This window comes from Pseudomonas sp. M47T1 (genome assembly GCF_000263855.1).
Classification (GTDB): Bacteria; Pseudomonadota; Gammaproteobacteria; order Pseudomonadales; family Pseudomonadaceae; genus Aquipseudomonas.
Genome location: NZ_AJWX01000006.1, coordinates 204,422 through 219,827 on the forward strand (window position 1 = coordinate 204,422; position 15,406 = coordinate 219,827).

The 15,406-nt window shown below is 62.1% G+C and carries 12 protein-coding genes; 11 read left to right on the plus strand and 1 reads right to left on the minus strand.

What is annotated here, in order from left to right; genetic code table 11:
• The first annotated feature begins 40 nt into the window (after positions 1-40).
• The 7 genes from PMM47T1_RS09755 (at position 41) to PMM47T1_RS09785 (ending at position 7,979) form a co-directional block, all read left to right on the plus strand.
• A complete protein-coding gene (locus PMM47T1_RS09755) occupies positions 41-1,798 on the plus strand; it encodes a carbamoyltransferase family protein (RefSeq protein ID WP_008368156.1) in 1,758 nt (585 codons plus the stop codon).
• Positions 1,782-2,912: a glycosyltransferase gene (locus tag PMM47T1_RS09760; RefSeq protein ID WP_008368158.1), complete on the plus strand. Its 1,131-nt coding sequence runs from the start codon at positions 1,782-1,784 to the stop codon at positions 2,910-2,912. The genes PMM47T1_RS09755 and PMM47T1_RS09760 overlap by 17 nt, the downstream gene beginning before the upstream one ends.
• A complete protein-coding gene (locus PMM47T1_RS09765) occupies positions 2,912-3,808 on the plus strand; it encodes an antimicrobial resistance protein Mig-14 (RefSeq protein ID WP_008368160.1) in 897 nt (298 codons plus the stop codon). Before PMM47T1_RS09760 ends, PMM47T1_RS09765 begins: the two co-directional genes overlap by 1 nt.
• Positions 3,805-5,217: a PIG-L deacetylase family protein gene (locus tag PMM47T1_RS09770; RefSeq protein WP_043300895.1), complete on the plus strand. Its 1,413-nt coding sequence runs from the start codon at positions 3,805-3,807 to the stop codon at positions 5,215-5,217. The genes PMM47T1_RS09765 and PMM47T1_RS09770 overlap by 4 nt, the downstream gene beginning before the upstream one ends.
• 70 nt (positions 5,218-5,287) lie before the next feature.
• Positions 5,288-6,442 carry a glycosyltransferase gene (locus tag PMM47T1_RS09775; protein WP_008368164.1) on the plus strand — a complete coding sequence of 385 codons (1,155 nt, stop codon included), beginning with the start codon at positions 5,288-5,290 and terminating at the stop codon, positions 6,440-6,442.
• A complete protein-coding gene (locus PMM47T1_RS09780; RefSeq protein ID WP_008368166.1) occupies positions 6,439-7,344 on the plus strand; it encodes a glycosyltransferase family 2 protein in 906 nt (301 codons plus the stop codon). Before PMM47T1_RS09775 ends, PMM47T1_RS09780 begins: the two co-directional genes overlap by 4 nt.
• A gap of 20 nt (positions 7,345-7,364) precedes the next feature.
• Entirely contained in the window at positions 7,365-7,979 is a 615-nt protein-coding gene (locus PMM47T1_RS09785; protein ID WP_008368168.1) for a CatB-related O-acetyltransferase, read from the plus strand.
• 42 nt (positions 7,980-8,021) lie between these two features.
• Here PMM47T1_RS09785 and PMM47T1_RS09790 read toward each other — a convergent pair whose 3' ends face one another.
• Entirely contained in the window at positions 8,022-9,875 is a 1,854-nt protein-coding gene (locus PMM47T1_RS09790) for a bifunctional O-antigen ligase/aminoglycoside phosphotransferase family protein (protein ID WP_008368170.1), read from the minus strand.
• Positions 9,876-10,038: 163 nt separating this feature from the next.
• Between PMM47T1_RS09790 and msbA the strand changes: the two genes are divergently transcribed.
• From msbA to PMM47T1_RS09810, 4 genes are all read left to right on the plus strand, one after another.
• On the plus strand, positions 10,039-11,844 hold the full coding sequence (gene msbA / locus PMM47T1_RS09795) for a lipid A export permease/ATP-binding protein MsbA (protein ID WP_008368172.1): 1,806 nt from the start codon (positions 10,039-10,041) through the stop codon (positions 11,842-11,844).
• Positions 11,845-12,112: 268 nt separating this feature from the next.
• Positions 12,113-13,534, plus strand: a complete 1,422-nt coding sequence (gene hldE / locus PMM47T1_RS09800; protein WP_008368174.1) for a bifunctional D-glycero-beta-D-manno-heptose-7-phosphate kinase/D-glycero-beta-D-manno-heptose 1-phosphate adenylyltransferase HldE — start codon at positions 12,113-12,115, stop codon at positions 13,532-13,534.
• A gap of 147 nt (positions 13,535-13,681) precedes the next feature.
• Positions 13,682-14,656, plus strand: a complete 975-nt coding sequence (locus PMM47T1_RS09805; RefSeq protein WP_008368176.1) for a glycosyltransferase family protein — start codon at positions 13,682-13,684, stop codon at positions 14,654-14,656.
• A 33-nt stretch (positions 14,657-14,689) separates the two neighbouring features.
• The gene (locus PMM47T1_RS09810) at positions 14,690-15,361 is read left to right on the plus strand and encodes a hypothetical protein (RefSeq protein ID WP_443216087.1); all 672 of its coding nucleotides are present in this window, start codon (positions 14,690-14,692) and stop codon (positions 15,359-15,361) included.
• The last annotated feature ends 45 nt before the right edge of the window (positions 15,362-15,406 follow it).

Sequence of the window (15,406 nt, forward strand, 5' to 3'; positions counted from 1 at the left end):
GGCCCTCGGCGCATATATTCCGTTGAAAGAGGCTAGACCCTTGGCATTGACGATTCTTGGCCTGTCCGGCGCCCTTAGCCATGATCCTTCCGCAGCCCTGTATATCGACGGCAAGCTGATCGCGGCCGCTGAAGAAGAGCGCTTCGTTCGTGACAAACATGCAAAGAACCGCATGCCCTACGAGTCGGCGAAGTTCTGCCTGGAGCAGGCCGGTATCAAGCCCTCCGACGTTGACGTGGTAGCGATTCCGTTCGCGCCCATCAGCTTGTTCGGCAAGGCTCGCTGGCACTACGCCAAGCGCTACTGGTACGCACCGGACCGTGCCCTCGACGCTCTGTTGATGGGTAACCGCCGCTACAAGCGCTACCGCAACAAGATAGTGTGGTGCCTTGAGCAACTGGGCTTCGACCCGAAGAAAATCAAGATCGAACCGGTGGAGCACCACCTTGCCCACGCCTCCAGCGCCTACCACTGCTCGGGTTTCAAAGAGAAAACCGCGATCCTGGGCATCGACGGCAAGGGCGAGTACGCCACCACGTTCTTCGGCTACGGCGAGAACGGCAAGATCCACAAGATCAAGGAGTTCTTCGATCCCGATTCGCTGGGTGGCCTGTATGGCGCTATCACCGAATTCCTGGGCTTCGAAATGCTCGACGGCGAGTTCAAGGTCATGGGCATGGCGCCGTACGGCGACGCCAGCAAGTATGATTTCTCGCGCCTGGCCAGCTTCGAAAATGGCGAGCTGGTGATCAACACCGACTACGCCAACGTCGTCGGCATTCGTCGTTACAAGGAAAAGGGCAAGGGCTTCTACTTCTCGCCAAAACTGATCGAGTGGCTGGGGCCCAAGCGTGAAGGCGATATCGCCGACGAGCCTTACATCCACTACGCGGCCAGCATGCAGGCGCTGTTCGAGAAATTGTCGCTGCAGATGATCGACTACTACCTGGGCGACGTGCTCAAGGAAACCGGCAAGCTGGCGTTCGCTGGCGGCTGTGCCCTGAACGTCAAGCTGAACCAGAAGATCATCGCCCGTGACGACGTCAAGGAGCTGTTCGTGCAGCCCGCTTCCGGCGATGCCGGTACGGCCGTCGGCGCTGCCGCGTACGTTTCCCACGCCCGTGGCGTACCGGTGGAGAAGATGGAACACGTCTACCTCGGCCCGTCGTACAGCAACGAGGACGTGATCGCCGCCTGTGCTCGTCACCCCAGCAAGCCTGCCTGGCGCAAGATCGAGAACATGCCCCAGAATATCGCCAAGATCATGGTCGACGGCAACCCGGTGGCCTGGTTCCAGGGCCGCATGGAATTCGGCCCGCGCGCGCTGGGGGGGCGTTCGATCATCGGCTGCCCAAGCGTTGAAGGCGTGGCTGACCGCATCAACCACCAGATCAAGTTCCGCGAGCGCTGGAGGCCTTTCTGCCCGTCCATGCTCGACACCGTGGCGCCGCAGATGATCAAGATCGACCACCCTGCGCCGTTCATGACCTTCACCTTCGAAGTGGCTGAAGAGTGGAAGACCCGCGTGCCGGAAGTGGTGCACGAGGACGGCACGTCCCGCGCCCAGGTGCTCAAGCGCGAGTACAACCCGCGTTACTACGACATGATGAAGGCGCTTGAGGACCTGACCGGCAACGGCGTGTCGTTGAATACTTCGCTCAACCGCCGTGGGGAGCCGATGATTTGCTCGCCCACTGACGCTTTGGACATGTTCTTCGGTTCCGATCTACAGTATCTGATCATGGAAGATATCCTGGTAGTCAAAGACGGCGCTAATGCTTATGACACGATCGGCTGAACGACATGTATTACAGTTTTGCCATGGCTATGACGGACCGTTTCTAGACTGCACGCGCCAATACGCGCGGTTGTTCGCAGATACCGGCTATCGCGTGACCACGGTCTTCCTGACCGGGGTCGCCGACCCCGAGGTGGCAGCTGCCTGCGCCTCGGACGAAGTCTTGTTCATGGAGTACAGCTCGAAGGCCATTCGTGGCCTGAAGCTGGGGGCTATGCGCGACCTTCGCAAGATAGTCGCCAGCCGCGACTTTACATTCTGTATTGCACACCGTTTCAAACCGATCTTCATCACCTTGTGGGGTACCCACTTGCCTGTCATCGGCGTGCATCATGCCTTCGGTGACTACGAGCGGCGTACCCGCAAGCTGTTTGCCTTCTTCTTTCGCAAACGCCTCAGCCTGCTGGGTGTTTCCGATGCCGTGCGCGACGACATCCGTCGTTGCCTGCCACGCTGGCCTACCGGCCGCATCCGTACCTTGCACAACCGCGTCGATGTCGCCGAGTTGCGAGCGCACCAGCTTTCCCCTGTCCAGGCGCGCCAGGCCCTGGGCCTGCGCCAGGACGCCTGGGTAGTGGGCAACGTCGGCCGGCTGCACCCCGACAAGGACCAGGCCACCCTGCTTCGCGCGTTTGCCCGGGCCCGGCCGTTGCTGCCGGCCGACTCGCAGCTGGCGATCATGGGCTCCGGGCGCCTGGAACAGGACCTCAAGGAACTGGCGCGCGAGCTGGGCATTGCCGAACATGTGCTATTTCTGGGAGAAATCCGCGATGGACGGCGTTTTTTCCAGGCGTTCGATGTGTTTGCCCTGACCTCCGACAACGAACCGTTCGGCATGGTGCTGCTAGAAGCCATGGCGGCCGGCCTGCCGGTGGTATCTACCTCGTGCGGCGGGGCCAAGGAAGTGGTCGAGGGCGTGGGCATTCTGGCCCCCCTGGGCGACGACGAGCAGTTCGCTGCGGCCTTGGTTCATCTTTCCAGGCTGGACGACGAGCAACGGCATGACTGTGCCGAGCGAATGCTGGAACGTCTCAACGAACGCTTTTCCGATCGAGCTGCAAGCGAGACCTTCTGGCGCCTGCCACAGGTCACTGATTTAACCGCGGAGGGTTGATGCTCAACCGAATTCAAGGCTGGCGTGAGCGCGGCTGGACCCCTATTGACGCCGCTGCTTATGCCAAGGCCTGGAATACATTCGGTGGCAGTGTCGCGACACACCCGCTGGTGATCGAGCGCCTGGCGGCCCTGGCGGGCATTCCCGTGCGCTACCTGGGCTGGGAGCAGGCCGGCGAGCTGAGGGCTGCCATTGCGACCTGGGGCCGTTACCTGGCGTTGTCCAAGGACGTGCTCAAGCGCGAGGGCAAGAAGGGTCTGTTCGACCTGGGCAACGCCGAACTGATCCTGCCGGCCGCGCCGGATGCCCAGGCACCGCTGCGGCACAAGGCGCGTTACTTGTCCGAGCTCAATCAGGGCCGTTTTGCCGAGCTTCGGGTGCAGCCCGAGGCGCTGGCCATGGCGCGGGCCCCCGAAGACCTGTCGAAGAAGTTTCGCTACAACCAGCGGCGTGAATTGCGCCTGCTGGAAGAGGCCGGCGGCGTGGTGCGGCCGGTCAGTGACTTCAGCAGCGCAGACCTGGCCGCCATGTACTGCGACTTGTTCCTTCGCCGCTGGGAGTTCGCCGCCACCGGCGCCGAGCACATGGCCGAAGTGATCCAGGCGCTACGCGAGCTGCTGATAGGTTCCGTGGTTTTCCTCAACGATGCGCCTATTGCCATCCAGTTGGTGTACCGGGTGGAGGCGCCCGAGTGGGTCAGCGTGGAGTACATCAACGGCGGTGTTGACCCGCAAACCCGGGCGTTCAGCCCGGGCAGCGTCCTGAGCTTCCTCAACACCCAGCGTGCGTGGGAAGATGCCCGGGAAGTCGGCAAGCCCCTGCGTTTTTCCTTCGGGCGTGCCGACCGCGAATATAAAGATCGTTGGTGCAACCCGGTGCCGGTATTTCAGCGTTGAGCAGAAAACAGCAATTACTCAAGCGTCATCGTCGCAACAAGCGTATCGCTTTGCTCATAGGCCTGGCATTGCTGGTGACTGTGGGCGTGGTGGTGGCATGGTGGCTGCCCCTGGTGCTGGCGGTGTTGGGCTGGATTGCCCACGAGGCCTGGTTCGCCGATCACCTGTTCTACTCGCCTGCCGAGGATTACCGCTACGATTTCGAGGGCCAGGGCGAGCAGCTGGACGCCAGCCTTCAAGGCTCGGCGCTGACGCTGGCCAAGCCCGATGCCTTGGCCGCTGGCGACACCCTGGTGCTTGAGGTCGGGGTGCGCAGCGGCTGGCTGGGGCGTTTTCTCGACCCGCGCGTGGAGCTCGTGGGCACCGGCAGCAGCGATTGCCAGACCTTCGAGCGAGGCGTGCGTGGCCTGCGCTACCTGAACCTCAGTGGCCTGGCCCGCCCACTGGCCGACGGCTCGCTGCGCCTGCAAGGGCGCTATTGCGCATTGTTCGGCACGCCGCGGTTCTGGCGTTTCCCCGGCCTTTCGCTGGCCGACAAGCGGCTCATGGTCATCGCGCCCCACGCCGATGACGCCGAACTCGCCGCCTACGGCCTTTACAGCCGTGCCGCCGCCCCCTGGATCGTGACCCTCACCGCCGGTGAGATCGAGGCGCAGCACTACCAGCACATGGGCCTGCCCTCGGCAGAAGCGGCGCGGTTGAAAGGGCGCCTGCGCGCCTGGGACAGCCTGGCCGTGCCGCGCTGGGCGGGTGTGCCGCACAACCGCTGCGTGCAGTTGGGTTATTTCTGCCTGCAACTGCCGGCGATGCGCGCGGCGCCCGACCAGCCCATGGCGTCCCGCGAGGCCGAACTTGAAGATATCCGCCTGTTCCGGGCGCTCAATGATCAAGCGTGGCCAGCGGACCGGGATGGCAAACCCACCTGGCACAACCTGCTGGCAGACCTGCGGGCCATTCTCGATCAGGCGCGCCCCGAGGTCATCGTGTTGCCGGATGCGGTGCTTGATCCGCACCCCGACCACATCTGCTCCCGCCAGGCCGTCATCGAGGCGCTGCAAGGGCTTGAGTGGCAGCCGCAGTGGCTGCTGGGCTACGCCAACCATTTGCACGACAACGATCGCTGGCCCATGGGCGAACAGGGCCAGGGCATTGCCTTGCCGCCGCTGATGGAGCCGGGCCCGGCGATGCGCCCCTTGAGCCTGCCTTTGTCATTGGCCGAGCAACGCGACAAGGCCATGGCGCTGGGGATGATGCACGACCTGCAGCCGCCCATGAGCTTCAAGCGCCGCTTGCGCCGCACCTTGCAGCATTGGCTGGCGGGGCGACGGCATTCGGCTTACGGCGAAAACGAGTTCTTCCGCAAAATGGTACGCAACCAAGAGCTGTTCTGGGTGATCAAGCGCGATTGAGGCCCAGGCAGGTCATGGCGCAAGATGCATGAATTATCGACGCTATACGTGTTTTCAGTGGAGCAATTGAATGGATCGGCGCTTCAAGGTGCTGCAGCTGCAGCCTGACTACAACGTCAAGCAACATGACTTCGCCGACCTGGCCGAGCAAATCGTCAAGGCGCTGCCTGCCAGCCGCTATGAAGTGGTGGAGGCGTTCTTGCGCGGCCGCCCCGGGCCAGGCGATGCGATCAGCAAGGCCGATCGTTCGGTGTACTTCGAGTTCAGTGACAAGTCGCTCAAGGGCATGCGCCTGAAGGCCATGTGGCAACTCTACAAGTTCTGCCGGCAAGAGCGTTTCGATGCTGTGATCTGTAACCGCTTCAAGCCGGTGAACATGATGCTGGCGCTGAATCGCTGGTTGAAGATCCCGCTGTGCATCGGCATCTCCCATGGCTTTGGCGAATACGACCGTTTCTATCGGCGTCGTCAGACTAAGCGCCTAGTGACCTCGGCCTGGCGTTTTGTGGGGGTGTCGCCTCCGGTCAAACAGTACCTGATTGATTGCCGCTGTGGCTTTACCGACCAGAATACCTGGGCCATTACCAACGCCATCGATATCGAGCAGGCCGAGGCATTGCAGCACAGCCGCGAAAAGGCTCGTGAGCTGCTCGGGCTGTCACCCACGTCTCGGCTTATCGGTGCCCTTGGCCGGCTGGTGCGCGTGAAGGGCCATACCTACCTGCTGCAGGCCTTTGCCGCACTCAAGGACAAGTACCCGGACGCCGAGTTGGCCATTATCGGTGCCGGCAAGGAAGAGGCCAATCTTGCTGCCCAGATCCAGCGTCTAGGCCTGGGCGGGCGCGCCCACTTGTTGGGCTTCCGGCCGGACGCGCTGCAATACGTGCGGGCCTTCGACATCTGGACCATGCCCTCGCTGGCCGAAGGCCTGGGGCTGGCCCTGCTGGAAGGCATGAGTGGCCGCCTGCCGGTGATTGCCACCGATGTGCCGGCCATGAAACCGTTGATCGAGGGGGCGGGCGGCCTGGCCGTGAAGCCGGCCGATGTGGCCTCATTGACCGCTGCGCTGGACAACTACCTGGCGCTGTCGGATGAGCAACTGCACGCCAAGGGCGAGCAGACCTACGGCTACCTCACCGCCACTCACGACATTGATGTTTTCCGCGCCGAGTACCTGTCGCTGATCGAATCGGGCCTTGAGGCTGTGCGTGGGGCCTGCGCATGAGTGGTGAACAGCCGCGTGTGACGGTCATCATCGCCTCCTACAACCATGGGCCGTACATCGAGGAAAGCATTCTCAGCGTGCTTGGCCAGACGTATGCCAACATCGAGTTGCTGGTGGTGGATGACGGCTCCACCGACGACAGCGTTGAGCGTATCCAGCGCCTGCAGGCGGTCCATGGCTTCGACTTCCGCGTACAGCAAAATCAGGGGCTGACCCGCACGCTCAATGACTGCTCCGCCCGGGCGCAAGGCTCGCTGATTGTGCCGTTCGGTTCGGACGACATCATGTTGCCCGAGCGCATCGCCATTCAGGTGACGCACATGGTGGCGTACCCCGAGGTGGGTATCTGCGCCGGCAACATCGAACTGATGTACGCCGATGGCACGCCCTACCCGGAAAAACGTCAGAACCGTGACGTGCCATTCCGCCGGCTGGACTTCGATGACATGTTCATGGAGCGCAAGCCCTACCCACCGGCGCCCACCCTGATGATTCGCCGCACGGCCCTGGAGCAGGTGGGCGGCTTCGACCCCTCCATTCGCCTGGAAGACCTGTACATCGAGCTCAAGGTGACTCGCGCCGGTTACTACATCGACGGCCTGCCGGTGCTGATGGCGCGTTATCGCAAGCACGCCACCAACTCTTACAAGAATCACCGGTTCATGACGGACAGTATTCTGCGCATCTATGCGCTGTTCAGTGACCACCCGCAGTACGAGGCGGTGCGCTGCAAGTTCCTCAATTCGATGTTCTTGAAGATGGCCGATCGTGATCCGACGATGGCGCTGGAGTTGTTGAACCAGGTGCCGTTCAAGTCCTGGTCGAAGAAAACCGTGCGGGGCTTCATGCGCCTGGCCGGGTTCAAATGCAAGCAGTGGCTGGGCTTGGCCAAGGCACGTTGACAGTTGCTGGAGTGTTTTCGATGGGCTGGTTGGACAGTTTCAAGCAACGCAGGGCGAAGCGTGCGATTCGCAAACTGCCCAAGTTCGAACGTGGCGCTGCACGTTTCCGTCTGCATTACCCCGACTATGCTTTCGGGCGCGGCAGTTACGGCGTGCCGACCGTGCACGACTGGCAGGAAGGCTCGACCCTGAAGATCGGCGCCTATTGTTCCATTGCCGAAGGCGTGCAGATTTTCCTGGGCGGCGAGCATCGGCCTGACTGGGTGAGCACTTATCCCTTCCCGGTCATGTTCGAACAAGCCGCGCACATTGACCGCTACGCCGTTACCCGCGGCGACGTGGTGATCGGCAACGATGTGTGGTTGTGCACCGGTTGCACCATTCTGTCCGGCGTGAGCATTGGCGATGGTGCCGTGATCGCGGCGGGCGCACTGGTGACTCGAGACGTGGAACCTTACGCAATGATTGGCGGCAACCCGGGCAAGGTCATAGGCTGGCGATTCGATGATCAGGTGCGCGAGCAGTTGCGGGCCAGTGCCTGGTGGAATTGGCCGGAAGAGGAATTGCGCCGCATCGCGCCGCTGCTGTGCAACGACCAGATCGACGCCTTTCTCGCCTACACGCAAAACCGCTGAGCGCGAGCCCGTGCAGTACGGGCCGCGCCTTGCCCGCAGGGCCTAGCCGGCGCTGGCCAGCACCTGCACCTGTTTCTCCATGTTCTTCACCGCCTTGGCGGGCGCCAAGGCCGCGTAGCCCTTGATCAGGCGGTCAAGGTGGTCTTCGAACAGCCAGGCCCGGTCTTCCTTGTAGCGGCGCATGTGGCGCAGGTTTCGGCGGCGCAGCTCCATGCTTAATGCCGAGGGCAGCACGCGCATGTCAGCCAGGTCAATCAGGCCGAACTCGCCGTTGTCCATCACCAGCACGTTGCCCAGGTGCAGGGAGCGGAAGTAGATGCCGCACTCGTGCAAGGTGGCCAGGTATTCACCGAAGCGTTCCACCAGGGTCTGGCGCGTGGCCTCGTCGGGCGCGCCTTGCAACGCCTGGCGCAGGGTTTGCCCTGGCAGCGGCTGGTAGCGCACCCCGGTTTCGCCGGCGGGCAGGCTGTACAGGTTAAGGATTGGCGGCGTGGCAACGCCGTCATAGGCCAGCCGAATGCTGTTTTCGGCAAAGCGCTGGGCGTAGGGCATGACGCTGCCGGAGGTGTACCAGCGGCGTTTGCGGAACAGCTTCAGGAACGTGCCGTCGCCGAGGATGATGACCTTGGGCCCCGAACCGTCCTGCTCGATGATTTTGCCGCCGGCCATCAGCGCCTGCAACTGAGCCTGGTCCAGGCGTTCGAACATGATGCCGGACAGGCGCTTGGTCTGCCGCGCCAAGGCAACCGCGGCCACCAGGGCCAGCGGGATCCACAGCAGGAACCAGTGCTCCTTGGGGCGCGATATCACGCCGCCGCCTTCGGTCAGGCCGGCGCCGATGCCGTAGATCAGCAGCGTCGAGGCCAGGATCATCAGGCCTTCCTGGCGCTGCTGCCAGGCTTCGAACAGCGCGCGCAATTGCATGAACAGCCATGGCACGAAGCCGATGATGCCGACGTAATAGAGCACGCCCAGGGCGAAGTTATGCGGTTCGCTGAGCGCGAAACCGGTGCCCGGGTCGATGCTCAGGTCGGCCTCAAGGCCATGGCCAATCCACGGCGCCTGGGCAATCAGGTCAAGCACCATGCGCCAGATTTCCAGGCGGAACGAGTCACCCCGGCCAAGAATCACCTCGGGCAGCAATATCACCACCCCGGCACCCGCCGCGGCGATCAGTGCCAGCAGAACGATGGAGCGCAGGTTCCAGCACATCAGCGCCAGCCATACGCCCGCCATGGCCAAGGCTACCAGCGGGGTGCGCGAACCGGTGGCCAGCACCGCCGCGATCATGATCAGCAGCCCTGGGATGATTGCCCACTGCAAGCGCCCACGGGTGGTGGTGACCGCCAAGTAAAGCCAGTACACACTGAAAAAACCGAACAGGTGCGAGCTCAGCAACGGGTTGTCGAACGCCCCGGCGCCGATCATTCGCGCGCCTGGCGTGTAGGTCAGCGCAAAGTGGCTGAGGTTGTACACCGTGGCGGCGAGGGCCGTCACGGCGGCGCCCAGGAATACCGGCTTGACCAGTTCACCGCGATGGCGCAGCAGCATGCAGGTACCGGCGAACAGCATCACCACGTGCATGGCCCGCACGATGGGGCCACGAACGCCATCATCGTGGGGCGTGAGTGCCAGGGTAATCAGCGACCAGGCAGCGAATACCACGAAGGCCTGCAGCACCTGGGAGCGCATCACGAACTTTAGCTCGTAAGGGCGAATGCACAGGGCCACCAGCGTGGGAATGCTGATCAGCGTATAGAAGATGCGCTGGTGTGCACTTCGATCAGGCAGGAAATAGAGGCCCGCCAGGAGGAAGAAGAAACCGATCGGAAGCATCCACAGGCAAATGAAATCGAACACCCGGTTACTGCTGGCGTGGTTGCTGCGAAATGACATGCTGAACAATCTTCCGGTCAAAGGGCCTCGAATACTAACGCAATCCATGTCATATGACCTTAGGCAAAGTTGTGTCTACCCGTCGCCATGCAAAGGTTCGACAGGGGTACCGGGGGCAAGCTGTGATAGAGTCACCGTCCTTTTTTTGAAAACTTCGCGTGATATGACCGACTCCAGTCTCTCCGCAAGCCAATCGAGCTTGAAAATCTACTTCCGACTTCTCGGCTACGTGAAGCCCTATATCGGGTTGTTCTCGCTGAGCATCGTCGGTTTCCTGATTTTTGCCTCCACCCAGCCGATGCTGGGTTATATCCTCAAGTACTTCGTGGACGGCCTGTCCAATCCGGCCGCCGTGCTGTTTCCATCGATACCGTACTTGCGTGACCTGCAGTTGATGCAGGCGGTCCCGCTGTTGATCATCTTTATCGCGGCGTGGCAGGGGTTGGGTTCCTACCTGGGCAACTATTTCCTGGCCAAGGTTTCCCTCGGCCTGGTGCATGACCTGCGCGTCCAGCTGTTCGACAACCTGCTGACCCTGCCCAACCGCTATTTCGATCAGCACAATTCGGGCCACCTGATCTCGCGCATCACCTTCAACGTCACCATGGTCACCGGTGCTGCCACCGACGCCATCAAGGTGGTGATCCGCGAAGGCATGACCGTGGTCTTCCTGTTCGTTTCGCTGCTGTTCATGAACTGGCGCCTGACCCTGGTGATGATCGCCATCCTGCCGCTGATCGCCTTTATGGTCACCCGCGCCAGCAGCAAGTTCCGCAAGCAGAGCAAAAAGATTCAGGTGGCCATGGGCGATGTCACCCACGTGGCCTCCGAGACCATCCAGGGCTACCGCGTGGTGCGCAGCTTCGGTGGCGAAACCTACGAAAGCCAGCGCTTCGAGAAGGCCAGCCAGAGCAACACCGACAAGCAACTGCGCATGACCCGTACCGGCTCGATCTACACGCCCATGCTGCAACTGGTCATCTATTCGGCCATGGCCGTGCTGATGTTCCTGGTGTTGTGGCTGCGTGGCGACGCGTCGGCCGGTGACATGGTGGCCTACATCACCATGGCGGGCCTGCTGCCCAAGCCGATTCGCCAGCTGTCGGAAGTCAGTTCGACCATTCAGCGTGGTGTGGCGGGTGCCGAAAGCATATTCGAGCAACTGGACGAAGCGCCGGAAGTGGACAAGGGCACCATCGAGCGCGACAACATCACCGGTCGCCTGGAAGTGCGTCACCTCAGCTTCACCTACCCGGGCACCGAGCGCCGGGTGCTCAAGGACATCAGCTTCACCGCTGAGCCAGGGCAGATGATTGCGCTGGTAGGCCGTTCGGGCAGCGGCAAGTCGACCCTGGCCAGCCTGATCCCGCGCTTCTACCACCACAGCGAAGGCGAGATCCTGCTGGACGGTATCGACACCGAGCAATTCCGCCTGCTCAACCTGCGCCGCCACATCGCCCAGGTGACCCAGCATGTCACGCTGTTCAGCGACACCGTGGCCAACAACATCGCCTATGGCGACCTGGCCGGGGCGCCGCGTGCCGACATCGAAGCGGCGGCCGAGGCGGCCTATGCCAAGGACTTCGTCGACCAGTTGCCCAAGGGCTTCGATACCCCGGTGGGCGAGAACGGCGTGTTGCTGTCCGGCGGCCAGCGCCAGCGCCTGGCCATTGCGAGAGCGTTGCTCAAGAACGCGCCGCTGCTAATTCTCGACGAGGCTACCTCGGCGCTGGACACCGAGTCCGAGCGCCATATCCAGGCGGCCCTGGACCAAGTCATGAAGGGGCGTACCACGCTGGTGATCGCCCACCGCCTGTCGACCATCGAAAAAGCCGACATGATTCTGGTCATGGACCAAGGCGAAATTGTCGAGCGCGGTACACACGGCCAGTTGCTGGCCATGAATGGCTACTACGCCCGCCTGCACGCCATGGGGCTGGATGAGCCAGCCAAGGCTGACTTTACCTGAAACGTTCGGCCGGGGCGCCCTTGCCCTGGCCGGTCCAAATTGGGGCGCAGGCTGTTAAATTGTGTCTAAATGCTTGCGCGCCTTGACCAACGCTAAATAATATCCAAGCCTTTCCCCTCTATGGTTCGCTCGTCGTCATGGCCAGTAGCAGCAGTATGCTGTTTATCGCCACGCAGCTCGACAAGTCGTTGGCCGTTTTTGCGCTCTGAAGGCAGCACGTTCGCTGTGCTAATATCGCGCCCCTGTTAATTTTGTATGTGGGTTGCCCATGAAGTTGTCCATGCCGCGATTCGATCAAGCCCCTGTTCTGGTGGTCGGCGATGTCATGCTCGACCGCTACTGGCATGGCGGTACCTCACGGATTTCTCCCGAGGCCCCGGTACCGGTGGTCAAGGTCGAGCAGATCGAGGACCGCCCAGGTGGTGCGGCAAACGTTGCACTGAACATTGCCGCCCTTGGCGCGCCCGCGTCGCTGATTGGCGTGACGGGCGAGGACGAGGCGGCCACCAGCCTGTCCAACAGCCTGCAGGCTGCAGGTGTGCGTGCCCATTTCCAGCGTATTGCGCACCAGCCGACCATCGTCAAGCTGCGGGTCATGAGCCGTCACCAGCAACTGCTGCGCATCGATTTCGAAGAACCTTTCGCCACCGATCCGCTGGCCCTGGGGGCCGAAGTGGATGCGTTGCTTGAAGGCGTGAAGGTGCTGGTGTTGTCGGACTACGGCAAAGGCGCACTGAAAAACCATCAGTCGCTGATCCAGGCCGCTCGTGCCCGCAACATTCCGGTTGTCGCCGACCCCAAGGGCAAGGACTTCAGCATCTATCGGGGTGCGAGCCTGATCACGCCGAACCTCAGCGAGTTCGAAGCCATCGTCGGCGGTTGCGCCGACGAGGCGGAGCTGGTGGCCAAGGGGGCGGCACTGATGAGCGAGCTGGAGCTGGGCGCCTTGCTGGTCACCCGTGGCGAACACGGCATGACCCTGCTGCGCCCTGAGCACCCGGCCTTGCACTTGCCAGCCCGGGCCCGCGAAGTGTTCGACGTGACCGGTGCCGGCGATACCGTGATTTCCACCCTTGCCGCGGCCCTGGCGGCTGGCGAGGAGTTGCCGCACGCGGTGGCCCTGGCTAACCTCGCCGCCGGTATCGTGGTGGGCAAGCTGGGTACCGCAGCCATCAGCGCTCCGGAGCTGCGCCGCGCCATCCAGCGCGAAGAAGGCTCGGAGCGTGGCGTTCTCAGCCTGGACCAGCTGCAATTGGCCATCGAAGACGCTCGCGCCCATAAGGAAAAGATCGTTTTCACCAATGGCTGCTTCGACATTCTCCACGCCGGCCACGTGACTTACCTTGAGCAGGCGCGCGCCCAGGGCGACCGCCTGATCGTGGCGGTGAACGATGATGCATCGGTAAGCCGCCTGAAAGGGCCGGGCCGCCCGATCAACAGCGTTGACCGGCGCATGGCCGTGCTGGCCGGCCTGGGAGCGGTGGACTGGGTGATCAGCTTTGCTGAAGGCACGCCGGAAAACCTGCTTACCCACGTACGCCCCGACGTGCTGGTCAAGGGTGGCGACTATTCGGTGGACCAGGTGGTAGGCGCCGACATCGTCAAGGCCTACGGCGGTACCGTGAAAGTGCTGGGGCTGGTTGAAAACAGCTCCACGACTGCCATTGTGGAAAAAATCCGTAGCCGCTGACTGAGGGTGCGGGACGGTGAAGCTCGGCCTTCTGGCTTCAACGGTTGAGTGTGCTGCTTCCCGTGGGTAGCTGTCCGGCGCGCAGTTTGAGTTCCGCCAGGCGCCTGCCGACGGGTTTCCTATTTTTGTCATGTGGTAAATCGATATATGAAAGTCATGCTCTTGGTGATGGACGAACAGCGAGTGATCCTGGATCGCTTGTATGAGATCGTCCAACAGAACTGTGATGAATGTATTGTCTACCGCCTGAGCAAAGAGCAGCAGATGAAGCTGGGCCCTTTCCTGGTGTCGGTGGACTACCAGGACTTTGATCGGATTGTGATCTTTTCCCGGGTCAAGCGCCTGGCGCCGCAACTCAACGTGCTCAAATGCATTCCAGGGCTGATTTTCCTGGAGCATGACGCATACCAGAACTACATGCCCAGCAGTAAGTACCAAGGTGCCTATTCGCGCCTTTACTCGGCCCTGCCATGGTGCCGGGTGCTGGTGTCTGGCGCGGTGGTGGCGCGGCGCCTGGAAGACGAGGGTATTGATGCGGTGTTCGTGTCCAAGGGCTACGACGAGCAGATGCTGCACAATCTGCAAGGCCCCCGGGATATTCCCGCCGGCTTCCTGGGCAGCCTTAAAAGCAAGGAATACGCGCAGCGCAAGGCCATTCTCGAGTCTCTGTCCGAGCGCACCGGCATGCTGGTGGCCCGCACCAAATCGGGTGCCGAATACCTGGAGACGCTCAACCGCATCAAGGTGTTTGTCAGCGCCGACATTGGCATGGGCGAGTTCATGATCAAGAACTTCGAAGCCATGGCCTGTGGCTGCGTGCTGCTGGCCTGGAGCCAGGGCGAGGAGGATCGCTTGCTGGGCTTCGAAGACATGCACAACATGGTGTTCTACCGTTCCGAAGACGAGGCGGTGGAAAAACTGGAAATGCTGCGTAACGATCCGCAACTGGCCGAGCGCATTGCGCGCAATGGCCAGGCGTTCGCCGAAAGCCGCTACTCGTTCGCCCGTGTGGGCGCCGACCTGGCCGCAGCCATCCAGCGTGAAATGCGTCCCTGGCCCATGCCCTCGGCCGTGACGCGGCTGCTGGTCATGCTGCGTCACGGGATCAAGGTGCCGAGCTGAATGGAACGGCCTCAGGACGGACCCTGCAACGAAATGGCATTGGATGCGCAGCCCGGTGGTGACCAGGATGTTTTCGCGGCCTTGCCCGACGAGTTGAAGGCCTGTCTGGCCGGTGCTACACGGGTAGTGCTGGTGGCCAATAACCCGGCCATCCGCAAGGCTGACATCGAAGCACTGGCCTTGGGCGCTGGCGATGTAGTGGTCAGTTTCAACACCTGCATCAAGGCGGCGCTGCTCAGCCCCTATTGCACTAATGTGTTCGTGCACGGCTTCAATGCCCCCGACGCTTACTTTTTCGGCCTGCCCTACGGGCCTGCGGCCATGAGCCTGTTCGACCACCCGGCCGCGCGCTGCTTTACCGTACTGGTGGGTTGCACCGCGGCCATGTCGCCATTGCCACGGGTTACCTTGCTGCGCGAGCGCATTCCCTTGCTGCCGTTGTGGAACTACCCGGTGGACCGCCCCAACGGCAAGCGTTATGTGGGGCCATCCACCGGCTTCAATGCCCTGGTGCTGTTCGACTGGCTGCGCCGCCATGCCGGTTATCACTACCAATTGTCGACCCTGGGTTTTTCCAACGAGGCGGGTAAGTTGTGGGGCGGGCACGCTTGGGACTACGAGCGCGAGTGGTTGTTGAACTCGGACGTTACCCGTATCAAGCTACAGTCTCGCCCCTGGTGGCAGCGGTGGTTCAAGCATAAATAGAGGCCTGCCACTGAAGCAGGTCGGTGTGTCGAATATTTTCCGGGG

Excerpts from the sequence above, each read along its gene's own strand:
- PMM47T1_RS09775 (WP_008368164.1), top strand. The coding sequence starts at position 5,288 with ATGGATCGGCGCTTCAAGGTGCTGCAGCTGCAGCCTGACTACAACGTC.
- PMM47T1_RS09780 (WP_008368166.1), top strand. The coding sequence starts at position 6,439 with ATGAGTGGTGAACAGCCGCGTGTGACGGTCATCATCGCCTCCTACAAC.
- hldE (WP_008368174.1), top strand. The coding sequence starts at position 12,113 with ATGAAGTTGTCCATGCCGCGATTCGATCAAGCCCCTGTTCTGGTGGTC.
- PMM47T1_RS09760 (WP_008368158.1), top strand. The coding sequence starts at position 1,782 with ATGACACGATCGGCTGAACGACATGTATTACAGTTTTGCCATGGCTAT.
- msbA (WP_008368172.1), top strand. The coding sequence starts at position 10,039 with ATGACCGACTCCAGTCTCTCCGCAAGCCAATCGAGCTTGAAAATCTAC.
- PMM47T1_RS09805 (WP_008368176.1), top strand. The coding sequence starts at position 13,682 with ATGAAAGTCATGCTCTTGGTGATGGACGAACAGCGAGTGATCCTGGAT.
- PMM47T1_RS09765 (WP_008368160.1), top strand. The coding sequence starts at position 2,912 with ATGCTCAACCGAATTCAAGGCTGGCGTGAGCGCGGCTGGACCCCTATT.
- PMM47T1_RS09810 (WP_443216087.1), top strand. The coding sequence starts at position 14,690 with ATGGCATTGGATGCGCAGCCCGGTGGTGACCAGGATGTTTTCGCGGCC.
- PMM47T1_RS09790 (WP_008368170.1), bottom strand. The coding sequence starts at position 9,875 with ATGTCATTTCGCAGCAACCACGCCAGCAGTAACCGGGTGTTCGATTTC.
- PMM47T1_RS09785 (WP_008368168.1), top strand. The coding sequence starts at position 7,365 with ATGGGCTGGTTGGACAGTTTCAAGCAACGCAGGGCGAAGCGTGCGATT.